Origin of the sequence: Tritonibacter mobilis (genome assembly GCF_001681715.1) — a bacterium.
Lineage (GTDB): Bacteria > Pseudomonadota > Alphaproteobacteria > Rhodobacterales > Rhodobacteraceae > Epibacterium > Epibacterium mobile.
Map to the genome: position 1 here is coordinate 1 of NZ_LNWY01000012.1, position 23,503 is coordinate 23,503.

A 23,503-nucleotide genomic window follows, 5' to 3' on the forward strand; every position below is an offset into this window, starting at 1 on the left:
AACAATGAGTCTGGAGCCTAGTCCTGTAGGTCGGGGGCATAGGTCTGCTCATGCATCCCAGCTACCACGCTGGATTCACGAGATGAATCCTTCACGGGATTTACGCAATAGAGCCAAATCTATCGGAAATAGACCGTTCGCTCACATGTCAATTTTCGCAACACCCGCTTAGGTTGAATATTATTCCCCTCATCGTTCACAAGTTCACTGGGGAATGTCATGCAGGATCTCGATACACGGCTCACACTGTTAAACCGTCCGCGTCTGCTGGCGCGCAGCGCCCGCTTTGGTGCGGATGATTATGTCCGCCATCGTGATCTGAAACGCCTGCTGCGCAGCCCTGCCTCTCAGGGGTTGGCTGCGATCCTGATGCAATTGCTGGACCTCGAAGCCGCACAAGAAGCCGCGCGCAAATCACAAAACCCCGGATATTCCTTTGCGCGCCACATTGAGGTCCTGATCGCGCTTGTAGCAGAAAGCCGCGTCTATCTTGCTTCGCGCGCCACAAAAGGGACGGCAACAAAAAACGGCGCCACACTGGGCGCCGTCTGATCAGTCTGAATGGGCTGTGCTTACATAAAGGCGTCGGGCATAGACGCCTTTTTCTCAGCCACATAGGCAACCAGAGCCTCGCGGATCGCCGGATCCAGCTCGGGTTGCTTATAGGTCGCAAGCAGGTGCTCCACGCGGGAAGTTGCAAGCTTGTAAGTGTCGCGCGCGCCTTCTTCTTCCCACTGTTCAAACGGTTTGTAGTCCAAGAGGTTAGACTTCCAGAATGCCGTTTTGAAATTCGCCTGCGTATGCGCGCAGCCGAGGTAGTGTCCACCCGGACCAACCTCTCGGATCGCATCCATGCCCTGCCCGTTTTCATCCATATAGATGCCTTTGGCCAACCCATGCAGGGCGCCAAGCTGGTCGGCGTCCATCACGAATTTCTCAAAATCCGCGACCAGACCACCCTCAAGCCAACCACAAGAGTGCAGCATGAAGTTCACGCCCGCCAGCAAGCCCATGTTGAGCGAGTTTGCAGTTTCATATGCGGCCTGCGCGTCGGGCAGTTTAGAGCCGCAGAAAGACCCGGCAGAGCGGAACGGCAGATTAAGACGCCGTGCCAATTGCCCTGCCCCATATGTGACCATCGATGCCTCAGGTGTACCAAAGGTCGGCGCGCCGGAGTTCATATCGATTGAGGACACAAACGCCCCAAAGATCACAGGGGCGCCGGGACGGATCAGCTGACTGTAAGCAACACCGGCCAAAACCTCGGCCAAAACCTGTGTCAGCGTGCCCGCAATGGTCACCGGCGCCATCGCGCCCCCGACGATAAACGGAGAGATAATGCAGGCTTGGTTGTTCTGTGCGTAGACCTCGAGAGCGCCCATCATCACATCGTCAAACGTCATTGGCGAGTTGATGTTGATGAGCGAAGTCATCACGGTGTTTTCCTGCACAAAATCCTTGCCGAACAGGATACCGCACATGTCAACGGAATCCTGCGCGCGGCTCGGCTCTGTGACTGATCCCATAAAGGGTTTGTCGCTCAACTCCATATGCGCCATCAACATGTCGAGGTGACGTTTGTTCACCGGCACATCCGTCGGCTCGCACACGGTCCCGCCAGAGTGGTGCAACCACTTCGACATATAGCCCAGTTTCACGAACTTCTGGAAATCTTCCAAGGTTGCATAGCGACGGCCACCGTTGGCATCGCGCACGAAGGGCGGGCCGTAAACCGGAGCAAGAACAAGATTCTTGCCGCCAATCACCACAGATTTCTCGGGGTTGCGCGCGTGCTGGGTGAACTCGCTCGGTGCGGTTGCGCAAAGTTTACGCGCCAAACCGCGCGGAATGCGAACCCGTTCGCCCTGCACATCCGCTCCGGCCTCACGCCAGCGATCCAGCGCGGCGGGATTATCGACAAAATTGACGCCGACTTCCTCAAGGATGGTTTCAGCGTTGGTCTCGATGACCTCAAGCGCCTCTTCGGTCAGCACCTCGTAGTTCGGAATATTCCGCTCGATATACTTCGCTGTCTCGATTTTGACGCTGGTGCGTTCGGCGCGACGGGCGGCGCCACCGCCACCCCGGCTGCGACGACGTGGTGCTGCATCTGTCATTGTTCTTCCTCACGACAGTATGAATTCTGTGCAATCTGATTACCGAAGCAAGATTAAGACGCGCCGAAGGATAACGGCTATTCTCGCATAAATGCGACATCTGAGACCGGATTTTACGGCAAACTGCCCGGTTTGGACTGCCAAGTTCCGCGCGAAGTCTTGAAAGAAGATGAAAACCCCGGTGGCAGGTAATCTGACCTCTTGCCAGACGTCCCGCCAGACCCTAAGAGCCAAGCATGACCGAGACAGCCCATGACCGCCTTTTAATTATAGACTTCGGCAGCCAGGTAACGCAGCTGATTGCGCGCCGCCTGCGCGAGTTGAACGTCTATTGTGAAATCCACCCCTATCAGAATGTCACCATGGACTTCGTGCGCGAATTTGCGCCCAAGGCGGTGATCTTCTCAGGTGGTCCTGACAGCGTGACGCGCGAGGGCTCTCCCCGCGCGCCGCAAGAGATTTTTGACTACGGTGTGCCGATCCTCGGCATTTGCTATGGCCAGCAGGTGATGATGCATCAGCTGGGCGGCACCGTTCAGTCCGGCCACGGCACCGCTGAATTTGGCCGCGCCTATGTGACCCCGACCGAAGAGCGCATCGACATGCTCAGCGGCTGGTTCCTTGACCAGACCGAGCAAGTCTGGATGAGCCACGGCGATCATGTCTCTGAAATCGCACCCGGTTTTAAGGTTTACGGCACCTCACCCAATGCGCCTTTTGCGATCACGGCGGATCTGGAACGGAATTTCTACGCCGTTCAGTTCCACCCCGAAGTGCACCACACCCCCAACGGCAAGACGCTTTATGAAAACTTCGTGCGTCTGGCTGGGTTTGCGGGCGACTGGACCATGGGGGCCTACCGCGAGCAGATGGTCGACACCATCCGCGAACAGGTCGGCGACAAGAAAGTCATCTGCGCCCTTTCTGGCGGCGTTGACAGCTCGGTCGCAGCAGCCCTGATCCATGAGGCAATCGGCGATCAGCTGACCTGTGTGTTTGTGGACCACGGTCTTCTGCGCAAGAACGAAGCCGAAGAAGTCGTCGGCATGTTCCGCGACCACATGAACCTGCAGGTGATCCACGCAGATGAAACCGAGCTGTTCCTCGGCGAGCTTGAAGGTCAGTCCGACCCGGAAACCAAGCGCAAGATCATCGGCAAGCTGTTCATCGACGTGTTCCAGAAATACGCCGATCAGATCGAGGGCGCTGAGTTCCTTGCTCAAGGCACGCTCTACCCGGATGTGATCGAGTCGGTCTCCTTTTCTGGCGGCCCGTCCGTAACGATCAAATCGCACCACAACGTCGGTGGCCTGCCGGAAAAGATGGGGCTGAAGTTGGTGGAGCCGCTGCGCGAGCTCTTTAAGGACGAGGTCCGCGCCCTGGGTCGTGAACTTGGTCTGCCCGACAGTTTCATCGGACGGCACCCCTTCCCCGGACCGGGTCTGGCGATCCGTTGCCCCGGCGAGATTACCCGCGACAAGCTGGACATCCTGCGCGAGGCGGATGCCATCTACATCGACCAGATCCGCAAACACGGTCTTTATGATGAGATCTGGCAGGCCTTTGTGGCGATCCTGCCGGTGCGCACCGTGGGCGTGATGGGCGATGGCCGCACCTATGACTACGCCTGTGCCCTGCGCGCAGTCACCTCGGTGGATGGCATGACGGCGGATTACTACCCGTTCAGCCATGAATTCCTTGGTGAGACCGCAACACGGATCATCAACGAGGTCAAAGGCATCAACCGTTGCACCTATGACATCACCTCAAAGCCTCCGGGTACAATCGAGTGGGAATGATCTGAGGTCTTCACCTCTTACAAGCCCCGGTGCACTGCGTCGGGGCTTTTTTATAGGCACATGAAATCCCGCTTGTTTTTCTAAACTTGCACACCTGATATTAACGCCCGGACTGATACGAAGATCGGACACCAAATAAGGGAGTGGTGCCATCTCCGATCTCTATTTTTCTCTCGCCTCGGGTCGTTCAGGGTCGGCTTGGCTTGCAGATTTCCTCTCAGCCAATCTGGGTTTTCCCGTCATTCACGAACCGCTCGCGATCGAGGATTTCGAAACCCGCATGCCAAGCATTCGGCTGATGCGCAGCTTCAACACCTATGGGTATAATTCCGAGGTGCGCCAGTTCTGGTCAAATAAGCTCGCCGCTTTACCCACGGATGCCCCTTATGGCGAAACAAACCATACGCTGGGAAAATGCGGATTGATTGAGGCGCTTGCGGATCATCCGCGGGCGAAAGACGCCAAAATCATCGTGCTGCGCCGAGATTTGGCCAAGCAATGCGCCAGCTATATCAATCGGCATGATTTCAGCAATATATCGCTGTTGTGGCAGTGGTACCTAGACCCGCAGTACCCCAACAGAATTTTGAAATCCGAGCCGTTTCTTAAGCTTGGGCAAGTGGGATGTGCGATATGGTACACCTTGGAAATGGAGTGCCGACAGGTCTACTATCAACGCGTTTATTCTGATCGCCTGACCTTCCTGCCAATTCAGCTCGAAACTGTAACCCGCGAGAAAGCGGCCTCCGAATTTCTGACAGAGCTGGGCATTCACCAGAAACCGGTTTTGCCGAAGAAAAAGAACGCCAATCAGATCTCAGCCCAATCCGAACTTGTCGAGCAAATCGCGATCCATATCCACAATTTGAACTTCAATCCGGAGGCCATCGTCGACGATTATATCGCGTCAGGGCGTGATCTCGATCTGATGCAGGACCAACGCGCGGCCTGATCGGGGTTGACGCTGCTGGGCATTTAACCCTTTCTGCACAAAAGTACAGCGAGGACCATCATGCCGGGCAGCGCAACCACACCTGCGTCAGAGCAGGACAACACGCTATTGCGCGCTGCGATCTGGATGATCGGCGCGATTTTGTCCTTTTCGGCGATGGCGATCGCAGGTCGCGAGGCCAGCCTGTCGCTCGATACGTTTGAAATCATGATGTATCGCAGCTTTGTGGGGGTCATCGTGGTTGCTGCTGCGATCACGGTGCTGCGGCGTTGGCATATGGTCACCACCAAGCGTCTTGCACAGCATGGGCTGCGCAATATGGCGCATTTCACCGGTCAAAACCTTTGGTTTTATGCGGTATCCGTCATTCCGTTGGCGCAGGTTTTTGCGTTGGAATTCACCTCTCCGATCTGGGTCATTCTGTTGGCCCCGTTGTTGCTGGGCGAAAAACTCACACGTATGCGCGGTATTGCCGTCACGCTTGGGTTTATCGGTATTCTGATTGTGGCCCGGCCAAGCCCTACGACATTCAACATTGGCCTGGCCTGCGCAGCGGGTTCGGCAATTTTCTTTGCCCTGACCAATATCGCCACCAAACGCCTAACTCGAAATGAGAGCATTTGGTCGATTATGTTCTGGCTCACCACGATGCAATTGATCATGGGGATCCTCTTTGCGGGATGGGATTTTGATATCACCCTACCCGATGCGCAAAGCCTGCCATTCATCCTGATTATCGGCTGCGCGGGGCTCAGTGCGCACTTTTGCATCACCAATGCGCTGTCACTGGCTCCTGCCGCATTGGTTGTGCCAATTGACTTTGCCCGCCTGCCCTTTATCGCCCTGCTCGGCTGGTTGATCTATGGTGAGTCGGTTGAAATCTGGCTCTTCGTGGGTGCGGCACTTATTCTCGCGGGCAATTTCATCAATATTGTATCCTCCCGGCAACAGTAGCCGTATTGACGCACTGTCGCGACACAAGCTGCCGTCCCGTCAACATTGCGAGGTGTGTCACATTCCCTTTACGCTCAGAGCAGAACGCGATGCGACACAAAATGTCGCCAAGCGCCTGAGGGAGGACATTTATGAAACATTATATAGCAGCATCTTTTGCTACGACGCTTCTGGCGTCCAGCGCCATGGCGAGCGGGCTTGACCGCACCGGACAGCCCATCGGTCTGATCTTTGAGGAGGGCACCTACGCGGAGTTTTCTTTCGCGACAACAGATGTTGACCTGACAGGTACAGATATAGGGGGTGGTGCTCCCAGCGGAGACGTTGGCGAACGCTTCAATATGCTGAGCGGCGGATTCAAGACAGACATTACCGAAGAGCTGTCTTTGGCGGTAATCTACGATCAACCCTGGGGCGTAGACGTGAACTACCCCGTCGGTGGATCGGACCTCCTCGGTGGCACCATGGCGCGGGCCGATTCCAACGCGATCACCGCACTGCTGCGCTACAAATTGAATGATCGCTTCAGCGTCCACGGTGGCCTGCGTTATCAAGAAATCGACGGTGATATCACACTCAGTGGCTTAGGCTACGGTGCGCTCTCTGGTTACAACGTCAAGGTTAACCGTGATGGCGCCTTTGGCTGGGTCGCAGGTGTTGCTTATGAAATTCCAGATATCGCGCTTAGGTTTGCGCTGACCTATCAATCTGAGATTGAACATAATTTTGATAGGGTGGAAAACAACCCGTTAGCTCTCGGCGGAGCGACACTCAACACGAGCGATACGACCAAAACTCCTCAGTCTGTTAATCTCGATTTCCAATCTGGCATCGCCAAAGACACTATACTGTTTGGTAATGTGCGCTGGGCTGAACATAGCGTGACGGACCTGAATGTTCTAGCTGGGATTGGTGGACGTGATCTAATCGATCTCGACGACTCCTTCACCTACACCATCGGTGTGGGCCGCCGTTTCAATGACAATTGGTCCGCATCGCTTGCCTATATCTATGAGGATGCCGATGGCGACAATCTGGTGTCACCGCTGGCCCCCACACATGGAATGGAAGCCATCCGCCTCGGTGTGCAGTATCAGACCGAAAAGATGAAAGTCGCTGCGGGCGTACGCTACACCAAACTGGGTGATGCCGCTGCGGCCACCGCTGGCTCAGCGCGCGCCAACTTCAACGACAACGATGCTCTGAGCCTTGCGGTCAAAGTGGGCTTTTACTTCTAAATAGAAGATCAGTTGACAGCTCAAAGCCCCGCTTTAATCAGCGGGGCTTTTTTGATGCTGCTGCAATGCCTTGCGCATCGTTACCTGCCAAGCACAATTGACCTGCCGCTCCAGCCTGTCTAGCAAGGCAGCGTAGACCGCGAAAAAGGCAGCAGTTTTATGCTTTATACCTCAGCTCAGGCGTGGCGCGACGCGCCCTCCAAACGGGTTCTTTTCTTTGGCATGTCCGGCCTTGGAAAGACCTATATCAGCAATATCCTGCGCCATTCCGGTCAATGGTTTCACTACTCTGCCGACTACCGTATTGGCACCCGGTATATGGGTGAATATATCGCCGATAACGCCAAGGCAGAGGCGATGAAAGTTCCCTTCCTGCGCGACCTGCTGCTGTCAGATTCCATTGATATTTCCTCCAATATCACCTTTGAAAACCTAAGCGCTGTGACCGCCTATCTTGGGGTGCCGGGTGATGCGCGTAAGGGGGGCTTGCCGATTGAGGAATATCGCACCCGGCAGGACCAGTTCCGCCGCGCCGAAATCGACGCACTGCTAGACACGCGCTACTTTATCGACCGCTCGGAGCGGATTTATAGCTATCCGCATTTCATTTGCGATTCCGGAGGCTCCATTTGCGAATGGGTGGACGCCGATGATCCCAACGATAAGCTCCTGACAGAACTCAGTGCGCACACGCTTCTGGTCTGGATCAAGGGCACCGCAGACCACACCCAAGAGCTGATCCGTCGCTTTGATCGCGCGCCCAAGCCGATGGCGTATCAGCCCGCCTTTCTGACCCGCGTTTGGGAAGAATATCTAAGTGAAAACAATATCTCAGACGAAGATGTTGATCCCCATTCCTTCTTGCGCTGGACCTATGCTCAGGCATTGGCACATCGTCAGCCCCGCTATGAGGCGATGGCAAGGAACTGGGGCGTGACCGTCACCGCCGATCAGGTGGCACAGGTGCGAAGCACACTCGATTTCGAGGAGTTGATCGCATCCGCCCTTGAGGCACGCTCAGAACAGACTTAATTAACAGCACCCTGCTATCTCTAGCGCACCAAAGAAGGACCTGACATGCCTATCAAGATCCCCGCTGACCTGCCCGCCTACTCCGTCCTGTCGGACGAGGGCGTTATGGTCATGTCGCCGGATCACGCGGCGCGTCAGGATATCCGTCCGATCAAAATCGGCCTTCTCAATCTGATGCCCAAGAAGATCCAGACGGAGAACCAGTTTGCCCGTCTGATCGGTGCCACGCCGCTTCAGATTGAATTCTCGCTGATCCGTATGACCGAGCACCAGACAAAGAACACCGCCGCCGAGCATATGGAAGAGTTCTACCGTCCTTTTGAGGAAGTTCGGGACGAAAAGTTCGACGGGCTGATCATCACCGGCGCGCCGATTGAGCATTTGCCGTTTGAGGATGTGACCTACTGGCAGGAACTCTGCGAGGTGTTCGAGTGGACCCAGACCAATGTACACTCCACCTTTGGCGTTTGCTGGGGTGGCATGGCGATGATCAATTACTTCCACGGCGTGCGCAAACATATGCTGGATCACAAGGCCTTTGGCTGTTTCCGGCATCGGAACCTGCAGCCGACCTCGCCCTACCTGCGGGGGTTTTCTGATGATTTTGTGATCCCTGTCTCTCGCTGGACCGAGATGAGCCAGCGCGAGATTGACGCGGCTCCGGGGTTGACGACGCTGTTGGGCAGCCCGGATGTCGGACCCTGCCTCGTCGAGGATAAAGGCCACCGCGCGCTCTATATCTTCAACCATTTTGAGTATGACAGCGACACGCTGAAGCAGGAATATGATCGCGATGTCGCCAGCGGCACCGAGATCAACGTACCAATCAACTACTACCCGGATGACGATCCAAGCCAGCGTCCGCTCAACCGCTGGCGCAGCCATGCGCATCTTCTTTATGGCAACTGGGTGTCTGAGATTTACCAGACCACCCCTTATGATGTGGAGCGCATCGGTCTGGATACCACGGACCTCAGGGCCTGATCTGTGCGGATGAGTGCAATTGTTGCTCTTGGCCTGACGCTCAGCGTTGCGGGTCTTGGTCTTGCCACCGCTCTGCGCGCACCTGCGCGCGAAGCGCAGGCGATGGCCAACCACCCGCCTCAAGGTCAGTTTGTCACCGTCGATGGCCATCAGGTTCATGTGGTAGAGCGTGGTCAGCCCCAAGGCAGCGCTCCGGATCTGGTGTTGATCCACGGCTCCAATGGCAGCAGCCGGGACATGACGTTCCGACTGTCGCCTGCATTGGAAGATGCCTATCACATCCTGATTTTTGATCGCCCGGGGCTGGGCTATTCCGATGCCCTGACCGAAAAAGGCACCAGCATCCAAACCCAAGCCGCTGTGCTGCAAAAAGCAAGCGCCAGCCTTGGCGTGGACCGCCCGATTGTACTCGGGCAAAGCTATGGCGGTGCAGTGGCTCTTGCATGGGCAACACAGTTTCCTCAGCACACCGCCGCAGTGGTTAATGTCTCTGGCGTCTCCCACCCTTGGGATGCGGAGTTGCCGACATTCTATAAACTGACCTCCTCGCGCCTTGGCGGCGCGTTGATCGTGCCCGTTCTGACTGCTTTTGTCCCCAATAGTTATGTGCGTTCCTCTTTGGAAGAGGTGTTTGCCCCGCAAGCGGTGCCTGAGGGGTTTGCGGAGTATTTCGGTCTGGCCATGAGCTTACGCCGCAGTTCTTTGCGTGCCAATGCCAAACAACGCGCCAACCTGCTGAAAGAGATTGAGGCCATAGCGCCGCTATATCCGCAACTTGAGATGCCAATCGAGATCGTGCATGGAACGGCCGATACAACGGTGGGAATTTCCATTCATGCAGAACGACTTGTGCAGGACAGTTCCACCGCGCGGCTCACCCCGCTACCGGGTGTTGGGCATATGCCGCATCAGACCCATACACAATCCATTGTGGATGCGGTGAACCGGGCCGCAGCACGCGCAAACTTGCGTCAATCGCTTTAACATTGAAGAGTGATGCTTCAGGAATATGCGGGCAGAAAAGGATGGGTCTGATATGAGTTTGCCGTTTGACGGAGCAATCAGCGCGTATTTTGAGGAAGCTGCGCCCAAAGAGATCCGCAAAGCGATCGATGACGCGGGCAAGGACGATATCCTGAACCCGAGCTATCCGTATGACGCGGAAATCTTCAAAGGGGATTACAAGGATCAATACAAGGCGCTGCAGGTCGAACTGGTCAAACTTCAGGCCTCGGTAAAGGCCTCAGACCAACGTGTCGCCATCGTGTTTGAGGGCCGTGATGCCGCAGGAAAAGGCGGCACAATCAAGCGCTTTCGCGAGAACCTTAATCCGCGTGGCGCCCGTGTCGTCGCACTGTCGAAACCCACCGAGACAGAAGCGACGCAGTGGTATTTTCAACGCTATATCTCGCAACTGCCCTCAGGCGGCGAGATCGTGTTCTTTGACCGCAGCTGGTACAATCGTGGCGTGGTGGAGCAGGTGTTTGAATTTTGCACCCATAGCCAGCGCGAGCACTTCTTTTCTCAGGTACCAGACTTTGAAAAAATGTTGGTGGATGAGGGCATCCAGCTCTTTAAATTCTGGCTGAACGTGGGTCGCGCGGAACAATTGCGCCGGTTCCTCGCCCGTGAGCGTGATCCGCTCAAACAATGGAAACTCAGCTGGATCGATGTTGAGGGGCTGAAACGCTGGGACGCCTATTCCAAGGCCATCGAGGAAACCCTGGAGCGCAGTCAAAGCCCCCACGCACCATGGACAATCGTGCGATCTGACGACAAAAAACGCGCCCGCCTCGAAGCGATCCGCCACGTGCTACAGTCGGTAGACTACGCCAATAAAGACAAGGACGCGATTGGATCGGCCGATCCTTTGATTTGCGGAGGCCCCGAAATCTGGGATGGCTAAACGCGGCTACCATCACGGCAATCTCCGTCAGGCTCTTGTGGAGGCTGCGCTTCGCCTCATTGAGGTGAAGGGCCCGACGGGGTTCACCCTTTCTGAGGCCGCCAAGCAGGCCGGCGTCACCCCGGCTGCCGTCTATCGCCATTTCGAGGGGCGAGAGGACCTGATTGCCGAGGCTGCGCGCCAAGGGTTCTTGATGTTTGCGGATCTCATGCAGCATGCCTATGACAAATATCAGCCCTCTGCCCTTGCGGCGTTTGAGGCCACTGGCCGTGCCTACCTCGCCTTTGCGCGCAAACATCCCGGTCATTATATTGCGATGTTTGAAAGCGGTGTGTCTGCAAATCGGACACCCGAACTTGCAGAGGCAGCAAGCCGCGCGCGCGGGGTTCTGGAACATGCTGCGACAAAACTCAGCCAGCATATCCCGGCGGAAAAACGCCCGCCTGCTTCGATGTTTTCGGCCCACATCATGGCCATGAGCCACGGCGTCGTAGAGCTCTACGCCCGAAACGCCCCCGGCACCGCTTCTCCCTATGCACCGGAGGATCTGTTGGAAACGGGGATCGGGATCTATCTGCGCGGGTTGGGATTGATTGACCCAGACCTCTGACACCTCCCTACATGCACAACAATTAAGCACTTGAAAAAGGTCTGACGCTTTTAACGCTAGACTTATTCTTGTTTCAGCATGAGTTAATAGCCCTTCCCTAGTTTCGGCTCCGTTCGCGGTCATTTCGAGGAGTCTGCTATGCGTCTGCGATTGGTAATGTTTCTGGTGATCGGCCCGCTGATCGCATTGGCCTGTTTTTTTGCTGTAGACGAATTGCAGATGCAGTGGGACGACTACTCACTTGCGCGCGAAACACGGGAAAAAACGCTCGAAGAGACGCTGGTCAACACACTTGTTCACGAGATGCAAAAAGAGCGCGGCTATTCCGCAGGCTTCATCGCATCGAAGGGCAAGAACTTTCCACAAGAGCTGTCTGAACAGCGGCAGATGACGGATGAAGCACTGAAAACCGTCCTTTCAGACGTGCGCTCTCTCGCGCTCAAAAAACCTGAGCTGTCGGACATGGTGCGCGCTCGTACGGAGCAGCTTGCAGATATGCGTCAACAGGTTGATGGGTTTGAACTCACCGTGCCGGAAATGGCAAAGTTCTACACTTCCACCATTGGCATGATGCTCGATCTGGCGCGCCCTGTACAATCGGCATCGCCCTCTCAGAAATTGCAGATGTTGGCTCAGGCGCGGACGTTACTCGGTGCAGCAAAAGAAGCCGCAGGGCTGGAACGCGCTATGGGCGCTACCGGTCTTGGGGGCGGTTTTGGTCTGCCCTTGCATGATCGTTTTGTCTCTCTGGGCGGCGCGCAGACGGCGCATCTTAACGAGGTGGACGCATTGGTTGATATGGACGTCTGGATGGCGGAGCTTTTGACAAAAGAAGAATACGCCCAGATTGCGCAGGCTCGAAAAACGATTGTGGATGGCTATGAAAGCGGTGACTTCGGCGATCTGACAGCACCGGGTTGGTTTGCCATTTCTACCAATTGGATCAATGCCCTCAGGGCAGAAGAAGAACGTCTCGCCACTGAAATCAACCAGATTTCGACCAGCATCGAACAACGCGCGGGCACTGCATTTCGCAAGTTTGCGATTCTGAGTGCGGTTGCCGCTTTGGGGTGTTTGGTATTCGCCGTCATCATGTTTGAAAAAGTCATCAAACGTATCCATGGGCTGACCGCAGTGGTCGAAGGCTTCACCAAGGGGGACTACGATATCCACGTCGATGGTATCGATGGCAAAGACGAACTCAGCCGCATGGCCCGTGTGATCTACACCTTCAAGCAAGAGGCGTTGCAAATGATCCGCGACGCCAAGGCGCTGGAGGTCGAACAAGGCAAGCGCAAAAAAGAGCAGGACTTTGTTGTGAGTGAACTGCGCAATGGATTCTCGCGCCTGTCCGACGGAGATCTGACGGTCAAATTCGACAACACCTTCCCCGCTGATTACGAAGATGTGCGCGCAGACTTCAACCAAACCATCGGACGGCTACGTGAGTCGATAGAACGGGTGATTGAGGCAGCCAGCAGTCTGCGATCCGGTGCTGCGGAAATCGATCAGGCGGCAAGCGACCTTTCGCATCGCACCGAAAGTCAGGCGGCCACGCTTGAGGAAACCGCTGCCGCCCTAGAAGAGTTGACCGCCAGCGTCAAATCTGCGGCAGATGGCGCGCGTACCGTTGAACGCACCACAGAGGATGCCAAGACCGAAGCCACCCAAAGCGGCACGGTGGTCAGAGACGCCGTAAAGGCGATGGCGGAGATCGAAAAGGGCTCAGAACAGATTGCACAGATTATCGGTGTGATCGACGATATCGCCTTCCAGACCAATCTTCTGGCCTTGAATGCTGGCGTCGAAGCCGCGCGCGCTGGCGAAGCGGGACGTGGATTTGCGGTTGTTGCATCCGAAGTCCGTGCTTTGGCACAGCGATCCTCGGATGCGGCAATGGAGATCAAGTCACTGATTGGAAACAGCTCGCTTCAGGTTGAACGCGGCGTCGATCTGGTGCGCAATGCAGGCCAGGCGCTTGAGAGCATCGTAACCCAGGTCACGCATATCTCGACTCTGGTGAGCGAAATCGCCGAAGGTGCTGCGGAGCAATCCACAGGTCTGGAGGAGATCAACACCGGCGTTGTTCAACTTGATCAGGTCACGCAACAAAACGCGGCGATGGTTGAGGAAACGACAGCCGCCAGCAATATGCTCAACACCAACGCCCAGCAGTTGGGAGACATTGTGCAGCGGTTCAAAATTCACAGTGATCAGACGGCTTCGGCCCCTGCGCAGACTGAGCCCTCAGCGGACGACGAGGCTATCGCTCTGCCCCGTGCCAGTTGAACCTGCGATCAGCCAGCCTAGCTGCTAGGGCAAGTGGCGCGGCAAAGACGCGGTTTCAGGCCGACACGACAAAAGAAAAGGCCGCCCGAAAGGCGACCTTTTGCATATTGATGTGATCCAGCAGCTTAACGCTTGGAGAACTGGAAGGAACGACGGGCCTTGCGGCGGCCGAACTTCTTACGTTCCACAACGCGGCTGTCGCGGGTCAGGAAGCCTGCGGCTTTCAGTGCACCACGCAGGGAGGGATCATAAAGCTGCAGCGCTTTGGAGATGCCGTGCTTAACCGCGCCGGCCTGACCGGAGAGACCACCGCCCTTGACGGTTGCGTAGACGTCGAACTGGTCTTCCACACCGGCAACGGTGAAGGGTTGACGCAGGATCATCTGCAGCACCGGACGTGCGAAGTATTTGTTGATCTCTTTGCCGTTCACTTCGACCTTGCCGGAACCCGGCTTGATCCAAACGCGTGCAATTGCGTCTTTCCGCTTGCCAGTGGCGTAGGAACGACCCAGCTCGTCACGAACGGGCTCACGCGGGGCCAGCTCTTCGGCTGCGGTTTCGACGCCTGCGACAGCGCCCAGCTCTTCGAGAGTGTTGATCTGATCAGCCATCGTCATTAGCTCCGGGTGTTTTTCTTGTTCATGGATTTGACATCCAGAACTTCGGGGCTCTGGGCTTCATGCGGGTGCTCAGCACCAGCGTAGATGCGCAGGTTGGTCATCTGCTGACGGGACAGGCGGTTGCCCGGCAACATGCGCTTAACGGCCTGCATGACCACGCGCTCTGGGTGTGCACCCTCGAGGATCTGCTGCTTGGTGCGGGATTTGATGCCGCCCGGGTGGCCAGTGTGCCAGTAGAAGTGCTCTTCGCGCTTCTTGCCGGTCATCTGGATCTTTTCAGCGTTGATGACGATTACGTTGTCGCCCATGTCCATGTGGGGGGTGAACGACGGTTTATGCTTGCCGCGCAGGCGGGTGGCAACGATCGACGCAAGACGGCCCAGCACCACGCCCTCGGCGTCGATGATGATCCACTTCTTGTCGATGTCTGCCGGGGTAGCAGAGAAGGTTTTCATGTCAGGTCAATCCTGTTTGTCGTGACGATAGCGCCGCAAGCGACTCCATCTGAATTCGATGGACGGGGTTTACGGCGCTGTCACACAACAGTCAACATAGCAAAACCACATAAAAATTAGCAATTTCAATGGTTTAAAAAATAGGTATCAAAATACCCCACATTTTAGAGCGTTCAAACGCTGATTTGCTCAGGTGGGTTGTCCAAAAGCATACGCAAACGCAGCATTGCATCCTCAAATCGCGCCAATGTGACATGTCCGTTGATGGCGATGCGCACCGCATTTGGCGCTCGCCCATCGCGCAAGGCAAACTCATCAGCAGAGCGCAGTTGCACCCCCTGCCCTTCGGCTGCACGGGTAAAAGCCCCAGCACGCCACCCCGAAGGAAGCCGAAGCCACAGAAACGGCACCTGTGAATCCCACGTTAACTCAAAGGCCCCCAGCGCGTTTACCGCAACCCGGACATATTCGGCCATCTCATCGCGGACAGTCTGGACCAGTTTTTTGCTGCGCGGATCTGACAGCAACACACGTGTGACCTCTGCCAAAGGCTGCGCCAGACCGAAGAAACCATATTCCGCAACTCGGCGCAGATCCGCAGACTTGCCAACTGGCGCAATCGCAAACCCAACACGCAGCGCCGGCGTCAGTGATTTGGAGATAGAGGTCACGTGCCAGCTGAGTTCCGGTGCAAGCGCCCGGTAGGTCGGCGCACGCGCCTCTCCCATACGGTAGCAATCGTCCTCGATCAGCTGCACATTGTGTCGCCGCAAGATCGCGAGGATTTCCTTTCGCCGTTCAAGCGGCGTGAATGTACCGGTGGGATTGTGAACCTCGGGACTGGTACAAAGCACCGCCGCGCCGGATTTTTTGATCACCGCCTCAAGCGCATCGGGCACAATCCCGTATTCATCAATGGCTACGCCCACAACTTTAGCTCGCAGTATCTCTGCCGCACGACGAAACCCGGCGTAGGACAGATCCTCGACCAGAATGGTGGGATTGCTATCCTTGAGGATCGCCTGCATGACGGTCATAACCGCGTTCTGCCCGCCATGGGTCAACACGACATCTCGTTCCGTCAGGGGGCCAAGCGGCGTATCTGACAACCAATCGACCACCGCTTGCCGCACAGGCTGATAAGCATCCCGTGTCGGGTAATTCAGCAGTGCCAAACGATCACAATCCGCCGCTTTACGCAGGGCTTCACGGATCAGTTTGACCTGTCCGACATCCACAAGACGCGGACTGAAGAGCGAGACATGATTGGGGTTGGAGCGCTCCAGCAGATGCAATTGGCGCGACCACACGTCATCCATAACAGCCGTTTCACGCTCTGCGACAAAGGTGCCACGCCCAACTTCTGCTTGCAGGATACCTTCGTCAGTCAGGATGGTATAGGCGCGCGCGACGGTGCCCGGTGTAATGCTGAGCTGATAGGCCAACTCCCGCACAGGTGGCAGTTTCGACCCCACCTGCAATGTACCACTCTCGACCGCCAATCGTATCGTATCTGCGACTCGTTTGTATTTCGGGCCGGGCTTTTCGGCCAACGATCCGGTCAAGGTGGAGGGCCAAATTGTACCCATCACAATCTCCGCTTAGACAATCCGTATCACGTTTTGTACGCATTACATGCCAGTACATTCAGATTGCATCAATACAAAATGTGAGACAGACCATGACAAATGTGACAGAACACCCGACACACCTTGCCTATCTGACCAACCGTCCGGCCCTGCCGATGGTTGCTGAAGCGGCGATCGGATTTGCGGTTCTGGTCACCAAATGGTCCGTCCGAAAGCGCACCCGCCGCCAACTGAGCCGCCTCGACGCCCATCAGTTGCGCGATATCGGCCTCCAACGAGAGGACGCCATGCGCGAAGGAACTCTTCCGTTCTGGAGACCCTGATCCCCGGGGCACAGAACCAACTGGCAGGCCGGAGCTCGTCTCCGGCCTTTTTTCATTCCTGACAGTGCAAAGCGACTTTCATAAATTTTTGCCTTGATCGAATCTTTGCGCTTTCCTATCTGCCCCTCACTTTCGGTACCGATCCCAACCCTGAACTCTTATTCGGGGGGGCGCTAAGGACCGTCTGGATTGTCATCTACTGGAACGAAGGGGAGTGTCATGTCTGACGCCAACCTCTTCCAACTGGGGATCGGTCTGGAGACAGGCGCCCATGAGGAAGATACCGCCCGCGGTGTACCCACCGCTATTGTGAACTCTTTGGTCGACGCCGACCGGGAGGATCACTTCATCCGTCGCGACGGCAAGGTCTTTGCCGGCACCCATTTGATCATCGAAGTGATGAAAGGCACCGGTCTGGATTGTCAGACCCGGATTGAGGACGCTTTTCGCAAGATGGTCGAGGTTTGCGGCGCAACCCTGCTGCATATCCACACCCATAAATTCTCGCCGCAGGGCGTATCCGGTGTGGCCGTGCTGGCCGAGAGCCATATCTCCGTGCACACTTGGCCGGAAATTGGCTACGGCGCATTTGACGTCTTCATGTGTGGCGATGCAGAGCCATGGAAGGCCGTCGATGTGCTAAAATCCGCCTTTGAGACCGATGTGGTCGAGGTGCGCGAACTGTTGCGCGGCGAGGAAATCGTCGCCAAGGAGATCGCAGCATGACGGATGAGGTCTGGAACACCGAACGCCTGCACGATCATTTCGCCCAATCCCTACGGGTGAGCGAAATGTATTACGACAGCAAGACCGAGCACCAGCGGCTCAAGGTCTTTCAGAACGGCACCTTCGGGCGCGTTCTGACGCTCGATGACGTGGTTCAGACCACCGAAGGCGACAATTTCATCTATCATGAAATGCTGACCCATGTGCCGATCCTGGCGCATGGGGCCGCAAAACGCGTGCTGATCATCGGCGGCGGCGATGGCGGCATTGCCCGCGAGGTGCTGAAACACGCGTCGGTCGAGCATGTCACCATGGTGGAAATCGACGCTGGCGTTGTCGATTTTTCCAAGGAATACTTGCCAACGCTGAGCCAGGGCGCCTTTGACGACGCGCGGCTCAATCTGGTGATCAACGATGGCGCGGTCTTCATGAAGGAGACCGATGATAAGTTCGACGTCATCATTGTTGATTCCACCGACCCGATCGGCCCCGGTGAGGTTCTGTTTACAGATACATTCTACGGCCATGCCGCCCGCGTCCTGACCGAGGACGGCATTATCGTCACCCAGAATGGCGTGCCCTTTATGCAAGGGGACGAGCTGACCAATACAATGCGGGCCTTTCAGGCGCTGTTTCAGGACGCGACCTGTTATCTCGCCACCATTCCGACCTATGTCGGCGGCCCGATGGCGCTTGGCTGGGGCAGCCACTCGACCAAGGCGCGCAATGTAGATCTGGCAACGCTCGAGGCGCGCTTTGTCGCCGCGAACCTCACCCCCGACTACTACACGCCTGAGGTGCAGAAGGCGGCGTTTGCCCTGCCGGGGTATGTCAAAAAACTGTTCCCTTGAAACAGGTTGAACAGGACACTTAAAGAGCGTTCGCGGAGCAACCCGCGGGCGCTTTTATCGTTTCGGCGGGATCGAATATGTCATGGTGGAGCGGGCAACCGGCGCGGATTTTCCTTCGGAGAACAGCAGTACATCCCCCACGGCCAAAGTCCGGCCAAGCTTCAGCAGTCGCGCCTGCCCCAGCAGATCGCAGCCGCTTTCGGGTTTGCGCATGAAATCGAGCGAGGCATTGGTCGTGACCGCAAGCGCCTCGCGTCCCAGATGCGCCAGCACCAGCGCATAGACGGCAACATCGGCGAGCGCGAACATCGAAGGCCCCGACACGGTGCCACCTGGACGCAGGTGCCGATCCTGGACATTCAGGCGCATGGTGATCGCACCGGGACTCAGCTCATCTATGCTGAACTCCCCCCGGATCTGGGGGAAAACATCCTCCAAATAGGCGCTCAGCCCCTCTTTTTCAAAAACCAATTCCATCCCGGAGCCTCCGCCGCTGACTGATCGTCAGTCTGCACGCAGTGAAGCGGCGCTCAAGAAATTTTGCATAAAACGCCACGGCATTTCAGATCCTGCCTTTCACGGCCTCAGAACTTGTGGTGATTTTTCCTAAAATTTTCGGACAATTCAGCCTTTGTTTACGAATGGCGCGATATTGTTTCCATATTGAGGCTTCTAAAGAAGGCAAGAAAGTGGCAAGAGTTGGGCAGGCCAACTGGCTTGCCGCAATTCGGGCCGCTGCTTCGGATCGTCCCTCCTACCGGATCTCTCACCCGGGTTTGACGTCCACGAAGCTGCGGCCCTAATTATTTCCACCTCCCCGCACCGATGACCACCGGGCGATATTGCGCCCGCAGGCCACCTGCCCTATGTGCCCTGTCATGACACAAGAGCTTCATATCGTCGGCGGCGGAATGGCCGGATCCGAGGCCGCCTGGCAGGCGGCCCACATGGGCGTCAACGTGGTGATCCACGAGATGCGGCCCAAGGTTGAAACCTTTGCCCACCAGACTGGCAACCTCGCCGAGATGGTCTGCTCCAACTCCTTCCGATCGGATGATGATGAGCAGAACGCCGTGGGCCTTTTGCATTGGGAAATGCGCGCGGCCAATGGTCTGATCATGACCACAGCGGGCGAACATCGCCTGCCCGCCGGTGGTGCCCTGGCCGTAGACCGCGACCCGTTTGCGGAAACCGTGACGGCCAAGCTCAAGGCACTGCCCAACGTGCGGATCTCTTACGAGGAAGTCACCGACCTGCCAGCGGACGGTCAGTGGATCTTTGCCACCGGCCCGCTGACCTCGCCTGCCTTGGGTGAGGCAATCCAGCGCGAGACTGGCGCGGAGCGACTGGCGTTTTTCGATGCCATTGCCCCGATTGTCTACGCCGACAGCATCGACATGTCGCAGGCCTGGATGCAGTCGCGATACGATAAGGGCGAAACCGAGGAAGAGCGCACCGCCTACCTCAACTGCCCGATGACCAAGGATCAATACGAGGCCTTCATCGACGCGCTTCTGGCCGCCGATAAGACCGAGTTCCATGAGGGAGAGACGGCCGGATACTTCGACGGCTGCCTGCCGATCGAGGTGATGGCAGAGCGCGGGCGCGAGACCCTGCGCCATGGCCCGATGAAACCCGTGGGCCTGACCAATCCGCATAAACCGGACGAGAAAGCTTGGGCCGTGGTACAGCTGCGCCGCGACAATGCGCTGGGTACGCTGTTTAATATCGTCGGCTTCCAGACCAAGATGAAATACGGCGCACAAGCTGATGTTTTCCGTATGATTCCTGGGCTGGAGAACGCTAGTTTCGCACGCCTTGGCGGCATACACCGCAATACATTCCTGAATTCGCCCACATTGCTGGATCACGAGATGCGGCTGAAATCAAAGCCCAACATCCGCTTTGCCGGTCAGGTCACGGGCGTCGAGGGTTATGTCGAAAGTGCTGCGATGGGGTTGCTGGCCGGGCGTTTTGCGGCTGCGGAAATCCTCGGCAAAGAGTTACCGCACGTGCCGCAGGACAGTGCCATGGGGGCCTTGATCCATCACATTACTGGTGGCGCTGAGGCCAAAACCTTTCAGCCGATGAATGTGAACTTCGGCCTGTTCCGCCCTGTTGACGGGCTGAAAGGTGGGCGTCGCGGGCGCAAGGACCGCTACAAAGCCTATACCGACCGCGCCAAGGCGGCGTGGCAGGACTGGCTGCAAAACTTTTGATGGACGCGCGCATGATCCCGGCTTTAGACTGGGATCATGACTGAAAAGTTCCTCGAAAAGGTCTACGGTCTCAATACAGTTGAAGAGACTGTCGATCATTACAATCGCTGGGCAGCCAGCTATGATGCGGAAATCGCTGAAAATAATTATGCGACTCCCGGCCGGATTGCGGATGCGCTCTGGTCCGTGCTGCCTGATGCGTCTGTGCCTTTGTTGGATTTTGGCTGCGGGACCGGGCTCTCCGGGATTGCGCTGCGCCGGGTTGGATATGAGACCATAGACGGTGTTGATCCCTCGCAGGAAATGCTGAACGTCGCCCGCAGCAAGGGCGCGCACAGGAACCTGACACAGATCGATCCCGACAGCAGCACGCCGTTCAAATCAGGTGTCTACAAAGCCGTTGTCGCCTGTGGCGTGCTGGGTACCGGGGCGGCACCGGCCTCCGTCTTTGGGCATTTGATGCATGGATTAAACCGTGGCGATCTACTGGCATTTTCTCTGAACGATCATGCGCTTGCCGATCCCAGCTACATCGGTGCGATGAATGAATGGCTTGATTGCGGGGCAGCCCGGTTGCTATTCAAGGAAAATGGCCCACACCTACCGGGCCTCAACTTGAACGCTGACGTCTATGTGATTGAAAAAGTGTGACCTTCACCACTCGTTTTGCTCCGTCTCCGACGGGGCCACTGCATCTCGGACATGCCTATTCCGCGCTGCTCGCGTCCGATATGGCCAAACAGCAGAACGGTCAGTTCCTGCTGCGCATTGAGGATATCGACCAATCCCGCGCCCGTGCCTCTTGGGAGGGGCAGATCTATGAGGATCTGACGTGGCTAGGCCTGACGTGGCCCACACCCGTTTTGCGCCAATCAGATCGCCTGCCACGATACCGTGCGGCGTTGGAACGGCTCAATGCGCGTGGCCTGACCTATCCATGCCGTTGTAATCGCTCCGATATTGAGCTGGCTGCGGGCGCGCCCCAAGAAGGCGTGCCGCAGTTCGGCCCCGATGGACGGATCTACCCCGGAACCTGTCGCCAGCGCGGCATGGCGGAGGCCGGTCCGAATGATGTGATCCGCCTCAATATGGCGGCCGCGCTGCAGCAGATCCATCAATTGGCTTTTTTTGAGACATCGCAGGATCTTGGCGGGCGTATTTCACTCGAACGGGACCACTTGGTTCAGGCGGTGGGCGACATCATTCTCGTGCGCCGCAATATGGGCAGCTCCTATCACCTGTCCGTGGTGGTGGATGATGCAGATCAGGGGATTACCGATGTAGTGCGTGGGGCAGATCTGTTTGAGAGCACGCAAATCCATGTGGTTCTGCAAGCCCTCCTGGATCTACCCGTGCCGCGCTATCACCACCACCGACTGATCCGCGATCCGCAGGGCAAGCGCCTCGCCAAGCGGGATGACGCCCGCGCGATTGCGAAATATCGTGCCGAAGGTGCCAGTCCGCAAGACATCAGAGCGCTCGTCGGATTGGATTGAAAAGAGAGAATTATCAGGCCATTGGCGTCATAATCTCAACTTCGTCCCCATCGCGCACTGCGGTGTAGAAACAGCTGCGTCGATTGGTGTGGCAAGCAGGACCGGTTTGCCGCACCATCGCCAACAGCGCATCCCGGTCACAGTCGATGCGCAGTTCTACCAACTCCTGAACGTGGCCGGAGCTCTCGCCCTTGATCCAGAACGATTGGCGTGAGCGTGACCAATAGGTCACCCGCCCGGTCTCCAAAGTCTTGGCAACGCTTTCCGCATTCATCCAAGCCATCATCAGGATTTCGCCGCTTTCCACGTCCTGCGCAATGCAGGGCACCAGACCGGCCTCATTGTAAGTGAGTGTTTCGGGCGAAAATTTCACCAGATCTTGCATGTCAAAAACCTTTTGCATCTCAGGGGCGCGCCCCTATGTATGGGGAACACGGCCTTAGGGAAACCCAGGAACACGACATGTCCGGCGAAACCGACCTGATCAAGCTCTACTCCACCAAGATCCTCGCTCTTGCGGCGGATATCCCGCATCAGGGACGGCTGGAACATGCCGATGCGACGGTAAAGCGCCGCTCGCCCCTGTGTGGATCAACTGTGACGGTGGATGTGGCGCTGGAGGATGGCAAAGTCGCGCGTTTTGCACAGGACGTCAAAGCCTGTGCGCTCGGGCAAGCCTCAGCCGCGGTTGTCGGCGCGGCGATCATCGGGCGCAGCACGGGTGAGGTTGAAACAGCGCGCGATCAGCTCAAAGCGATGCTGACCGAAGGCTGCCCTGCCCCGGATGCCCCATTTGAGGGACTCGAAGTCCTGATCCCGGCCCGGGAATTCAAGAACCGGCACGCGTCAATTATGCTGGCCTTAGAGGCCACGCTGGAGGCAATGCAGACCGCACAAAAGGCCGACTGCGCCTGACCTGCCGCGGTGCCATTCTCTCCTAAACAGCAGTAAACAAGAAAAAACCGCCGCACATCCGGGCAGATGGCGGCGGTAAGTCAAAGCACGGTCATGCGGGACCCGGGAGACACCAAACACCGGAGGGAAAACTCTGGTGCGGATCGAACAGGCAATCGATCCTTACGGGACTTGAGGCTGGTGTTCCCGGCATGACAGCACAAAGGAAACTGTGAACGGGTTACAAAAGGCGTGAAGACGTCGCTTAGATCAGGCCCGGCAGGTGCAGACCAACAACCAGCATCACAACCAGCGAGGCTGCGCCAACGGCATCCTGCAGCAGGGTGGACTGTGAATTGCGCAGTGCGGATTTGAATTGCGTAACCATCTGGAAACCTCCTCGATCTCTGTCATGCGTTCGTGACGCCTTGTTGTCCTTTTGTTCTCAT

25 protein-coding genes are annotated in these 23,503 nt (G+C 56.8%); 18 read left to right on the top strand and 7 right to left on the bottom strand.

Annotated features, from left to right (window positions below):
• The first annotated feature begins 219 nt into the window (after positions 1 to 219).
• Complete coding sequence (locus UB90_RS11245) at positions 220 to 552, top strand: DUF6477 family protein (RefSeq protein ID WP_065325849.1); 333 nt, start codon at positions 220 to 222, stop codon at positions 550 to 552.
• A 20-nt stretch (positions 553 to 572) separates the two neighbouring features.
• Here the strand turns inward: UB90_RS11245 and UB90_RS11250 are convergent, their stop codons facing one another.
• Positions 573 to 2,117 carry a trimethylamine methyltransferase family protein gene (locus tag UB90_RS11250; protein ID WP_065325850.1) on the bottom strand — a complete coding sequence of 515 codons (1,545 nt, stop codon included), beginning with the start codon at positions 2,115 to 2,117 and terminating at the stop codon, positions 573 to 575.
• Between the two features lie 236 nt (positions 2,118 to 2,353).
• Here UB90_RS11250 and guaA point away from each other — a divergent pair, with 236 nt between their 5' ends.
• From guaA to UB90_RS11300, 10 genes are all read left to right on the top strand, one after another.
• Complete coding sequence (guaA, locus tag UB90_RS11255; RefSeq protein WP_065325851.1) at positions 2,354 to 3,916, top strand: glutamine-hydrolyzing GMP synthase; 1,563 nt, start codon at positions 2,354 to 2,356, stop codon at positions 3,914 to 3,916.
• Between the two features lie 280 nt (positions 3,917 to 4,196).
• A complete protein-coding gene (locus UB90_RS11260; protein WP_065325852.1) occupies positions 4,197 to 4,868 on the top strand; it encodes a hypothetical protein in 672 nt (223 codons plus the stop codon).
• Positions 4,869 to 4,928: 60 nt separating this feature from the next.
• A complete protein-coding gene (locus UB90_RS11265; RefSeq protein ID WP_065325853.1) occupies positions 4,929 to 5,822 on the top strand; it encodes a DMT family transporter in 894 nt (297 codons plus the stop codon).
• Positions 5,823 to 5,953: 131 nt separating this feature from the next.
• Positions 5,954 to 7,060: an OmpP1/FadL family transporter gene (locus UB90_RS11270; RefSeq protein ID WP_065325854.1), complete on the top strand. Its 1,107-nt coding sequence runs from the start codon at positions 5,954 to 5,956 to the stop codon at positions 7,058 to 7,060.
• Between the two features lie 159 nt (positions 7,061 to 7,219).
• Positions 7,220 to 8,092 carry an ATPase gene (locus UB90_RS11275; protein ID WP_065325855.1) on the top strand — a complete coding sequence of 291 codons (873 nt, stop codon included), beginning with the start codon at positions 7,220 to 7,222 and terminating at the stop codon, positions 8,090 to 8,092.
• A 45-nt stretch (positions 8,093 to 8,137) separates the two neighbouring features.
• Positions 8,138 to 9,076 (top strand): homoserine O-acetyltransferase MetA, encoded by a 939-nt coding sequence (gene metA, locus UB90_RS11280; RefSeq protein ID WP_005611646.1) that lies wholly within the window; start codon positions 8,138 to 8,140, stop codon positions 9,074 to 9,076.
• 9 nt (positions 9,077 to 9,085) lie between these two features.
• Positions 9,086 to 10,060, top strand: a complete 975-nt coding sequence (locus tag UB90_RS11285; protein WP_065331969.1) for an alpha/beta fold hydrolase — start codon at positions 9,086 to 9,088, stop codon at positions 10,058 to 10,060.
• 52 nt (positions 10,061 to 10,112) lie between these two features.
• Positions 10,113 to 10,982: a polyphosphate kinase 2 gene (gene ppk2, locus UB90_RS11290; RefSeq protein WP_065326094.1), complete on the top strand. Its 870-nt coding sequence runs from the start codon at positions 10,113 to 10,115 to the stop codon at positions 10,980 to 10,982.
• Positions 10,975 to 11,592 carry a TetR/AcrR family transcriptional regulator gene (locus UB90_RS11295; RefSeq protein ID WP_005611651.1) on the top strand — a complete coding sequence of 206 codons (618 nt, stop codon included), beginning with the start codon at positions 10,975 to 10,977 and terminating at the stop codon, positions 11,590 to 11,592. The genes ppk2 and UB90_RS11295 overlap by 8 nt, the downstream gene beginning before the upstream one ends.
• A gap of 138 nt (positions 11,593 to 11,730) precedes the next feature.
• Entirely contained in the window at positions 11,731 to 13,881 is a 2,151-nt protein-coding gene (locus UB90_RS11300; RefSeq protein ID WP_065325857.1) for a methyl-accepting chemotaxis protein, read from the top strand.
• A 125-nt stretch (positions 13,882 to 14,006) separates the two neighbouring features.
• Here the strand turns inward: UB90_RS11300 and rpsI are convergent, their stop codons facing one another.
• From rpsI to UB90_RS11315, 3 genes are all read right to left on the bottom strand, one after another.
• Positions 14,007 to 14,492, bottom strand: coding sequence for a 30S ribosomal protein S9 (gene rpsI / locus UB90_RS11305; RefSeq protein WP_005611659.1), 486 nt, complete (start codon positions 14,490 to 14,492; stop codon positions 14,007 to 14,009).
• A 5-nt stretch (positions 14,493 to 14,497) separates the two neighbouring features.
• Positions 14,498 to 14,956, bottom strand: coding sequence for a 50S ribosomal protein L13 (gene rplM, locus UB90_RS11310; RefSeq protein ID WP_005611662.1), 459 nt, complete (start codon positions 14,954 to 14,956; stop codon positions 14,498 to 14,500).
• A gap of 173 nt (positions 14,957 to 15,129) precedes the next feature.
• Positions 15,130 to 16,545, bottom strand: a complete 1,416-nt coding sequence (locus UB90_RS11315) for an aminotransferase-like domain-containing protein (RefSeq protein WP_005611664.1) — start codon at positions 16,543 to 16,545, stop codon at positions 15,130 to 15,132.
• A gap of 92 nt (positions 16,546 to 16,637) precedes the next feature.
• Between UB90_RS11315 and UB90_RS11320 the strand changes: the two genes are divergently transcribed.
• The 3 genes from UB90_RS11320 to speE all read left to right on the top strand — a co-directional run bounded on the left by UB90_RS11320 (position 16,638) and on the right by speE (position 18,445).
• On the top strand, positions 16,638 to 16,868 hold the full coding sequence (locus UB90_RS11320) for a DUF1127 domain-containing protein (RefSeq protein WP_005611666.1): 231 nt from the start codon (positions 16,638 to 16,640) through the stop codon (positions 16,866 to 16,868).
• Positions 16,869 to 17,087: 219 nt separating this feature from the next.
• Complete coding sequence (speD, locus tag UB90_RS11325; RefSeq protein WP_009176470.1) at positions 17,088 to 17,594, top strand: adenosylmethionine decarboxylase; 507 nt, start codon at positions 17,088 to 17,090, stop codon at positions 17,592 to 17,594.
• On the top strand, positions 17,591 to 18,445 hold the full coding sequence (speE, locus tag UB90_RS11330; RefSeq protein ID WP_065325858.1) for a polyamine aminopropyltransferase: 855 nt from the start codon (positions 17,591 to 17,593) through the stop codon (positions 18,443 to 18,445). Before speD ends, speE begins: the two co-directional genes overlap by 4 nt.
• Before the next feature lie 54 nt (positions 18,446 to 18,499).
• On the opposite strand, the gene UB90_RS11335 is transcribed toward speE, so the two are convergent.
• Positions 18,500 to 18,922 (bottom strand): PaaI family thioesterase, encoded by a 423-nt coding sequence (locus UB90_RS11335; RefSeq protein ID WP_065325859.1) that lies wholly within the window; start codon positions 18,920 to 18,922, stop codon positions 18,500 to 18,502.
• 401 nt (positions 18,923 to 19,323) lie between these two features.
• Here UB90_RS11335 and trmFO point away from each other — a divergent pair, with 401 nt between their 5' ends.
• Genes trmFO through gluQRS form a run of 3 tightly spaced genes read left to right on the top strand, consistent with a single transcriptional unit; the run spans position 19,324 to position 22,160 of the window.
• Positions 19,324 to 20,664 carry a methylenetetrahydrofolate--tRNA-(uracil(54)-C(5))-methyltransferase (FADH(2)-oxidizing) TrmFO gene (gene trmFO / locus UB90_RS11340; RefSeq protein WP_065325860.1) on the top strand — a complete coding sequence of 447 codons (1,341 nt, stop codon included), beginning with the start codon at positions 19,324 to 19,326 and terminating at the stop codon, positions 20,662 to 20,664.
• Between the two features lie 36 nt (positions 20,665 to 20,700).
• Entirely contained in the window at positions 20,701 to 21,315 is a 615-nt protein-coding gene (locus UB90_RS11345) for a class I SAM-dependent DNA methyltransferase (RefSeq protein ID WP_065325861.1), read from the top strand.
• Positions 21,312 to 22,160: a tRNA glutamyl-Q(34) synthetase GluQRS gene (gene gluQRS, locus UB90_RS11350; RefSeq protein WP_065325862.1), complete on the top strand. Its 849-nt coding sequence runs from the start codon at positions 21,312 to 21,314 to the stop codon at positions 22,158 to 22,160. The genes UB90_RS11345 and gluQRS overlap by 4 nt, the downstream gene beginning before the upstream one ends.
• 13 nt (positions 22,161 to 22,173) lie before the next feature.
• Here the strand turns inward: gluQRS and hisI are convergent, their stop codons facing one another.
• Positions 22,174 to 22,563 carry a phosphoribosyl-AMP cyclohydrolase gene (gene hisI / locus UB90_RS11355; protein WP_065325863.1) on the bottom strand — a complete coding sequence of 130 codons (390 nt, stop codon included), beginning with the start codon at positions 22,561 to 22,563 and terminating at the stop codon, positions 22,174 to 22,176.
• Between the two features lie 59 nt (positions 22,564 to 22,622).
• Here hisI and UB90_RS11360 point away from each other — a divergent pair, with 59 nt between their 5' ends.
• Positions 22,623 to 23,075: an iron-sulfur cluster assembly scaffold protein gene (locus tag UB90_RS11360; RefSeq protein ID WP_065325864.1), complete on the top strand. Its 453-nt coding sequence runs from the start codon at positions 22,623 to 22,625 to the stop codon at positions 23,073 to 23,075.
• A gap of 244 nt (positions 23,076 to 23,319) precedes the next feature.
• On the opposite strand, the gene UB90_RS23250 is transcribed toward UB90_RS11360, so the two are convergent.
• Positions 23,320 to 23,442, bottom strand: coding sequence for a hypothetical protein (locus tag UB90_RS23250; RefSeq protein ID WP_005611692.1), 123 nt, complete (start codon positions 23,440 to 23,442; stop codon positions 23,320 to 23,322).
• Positions 23,443 to 23,503 lie beyond the last annotated feature (61 nt).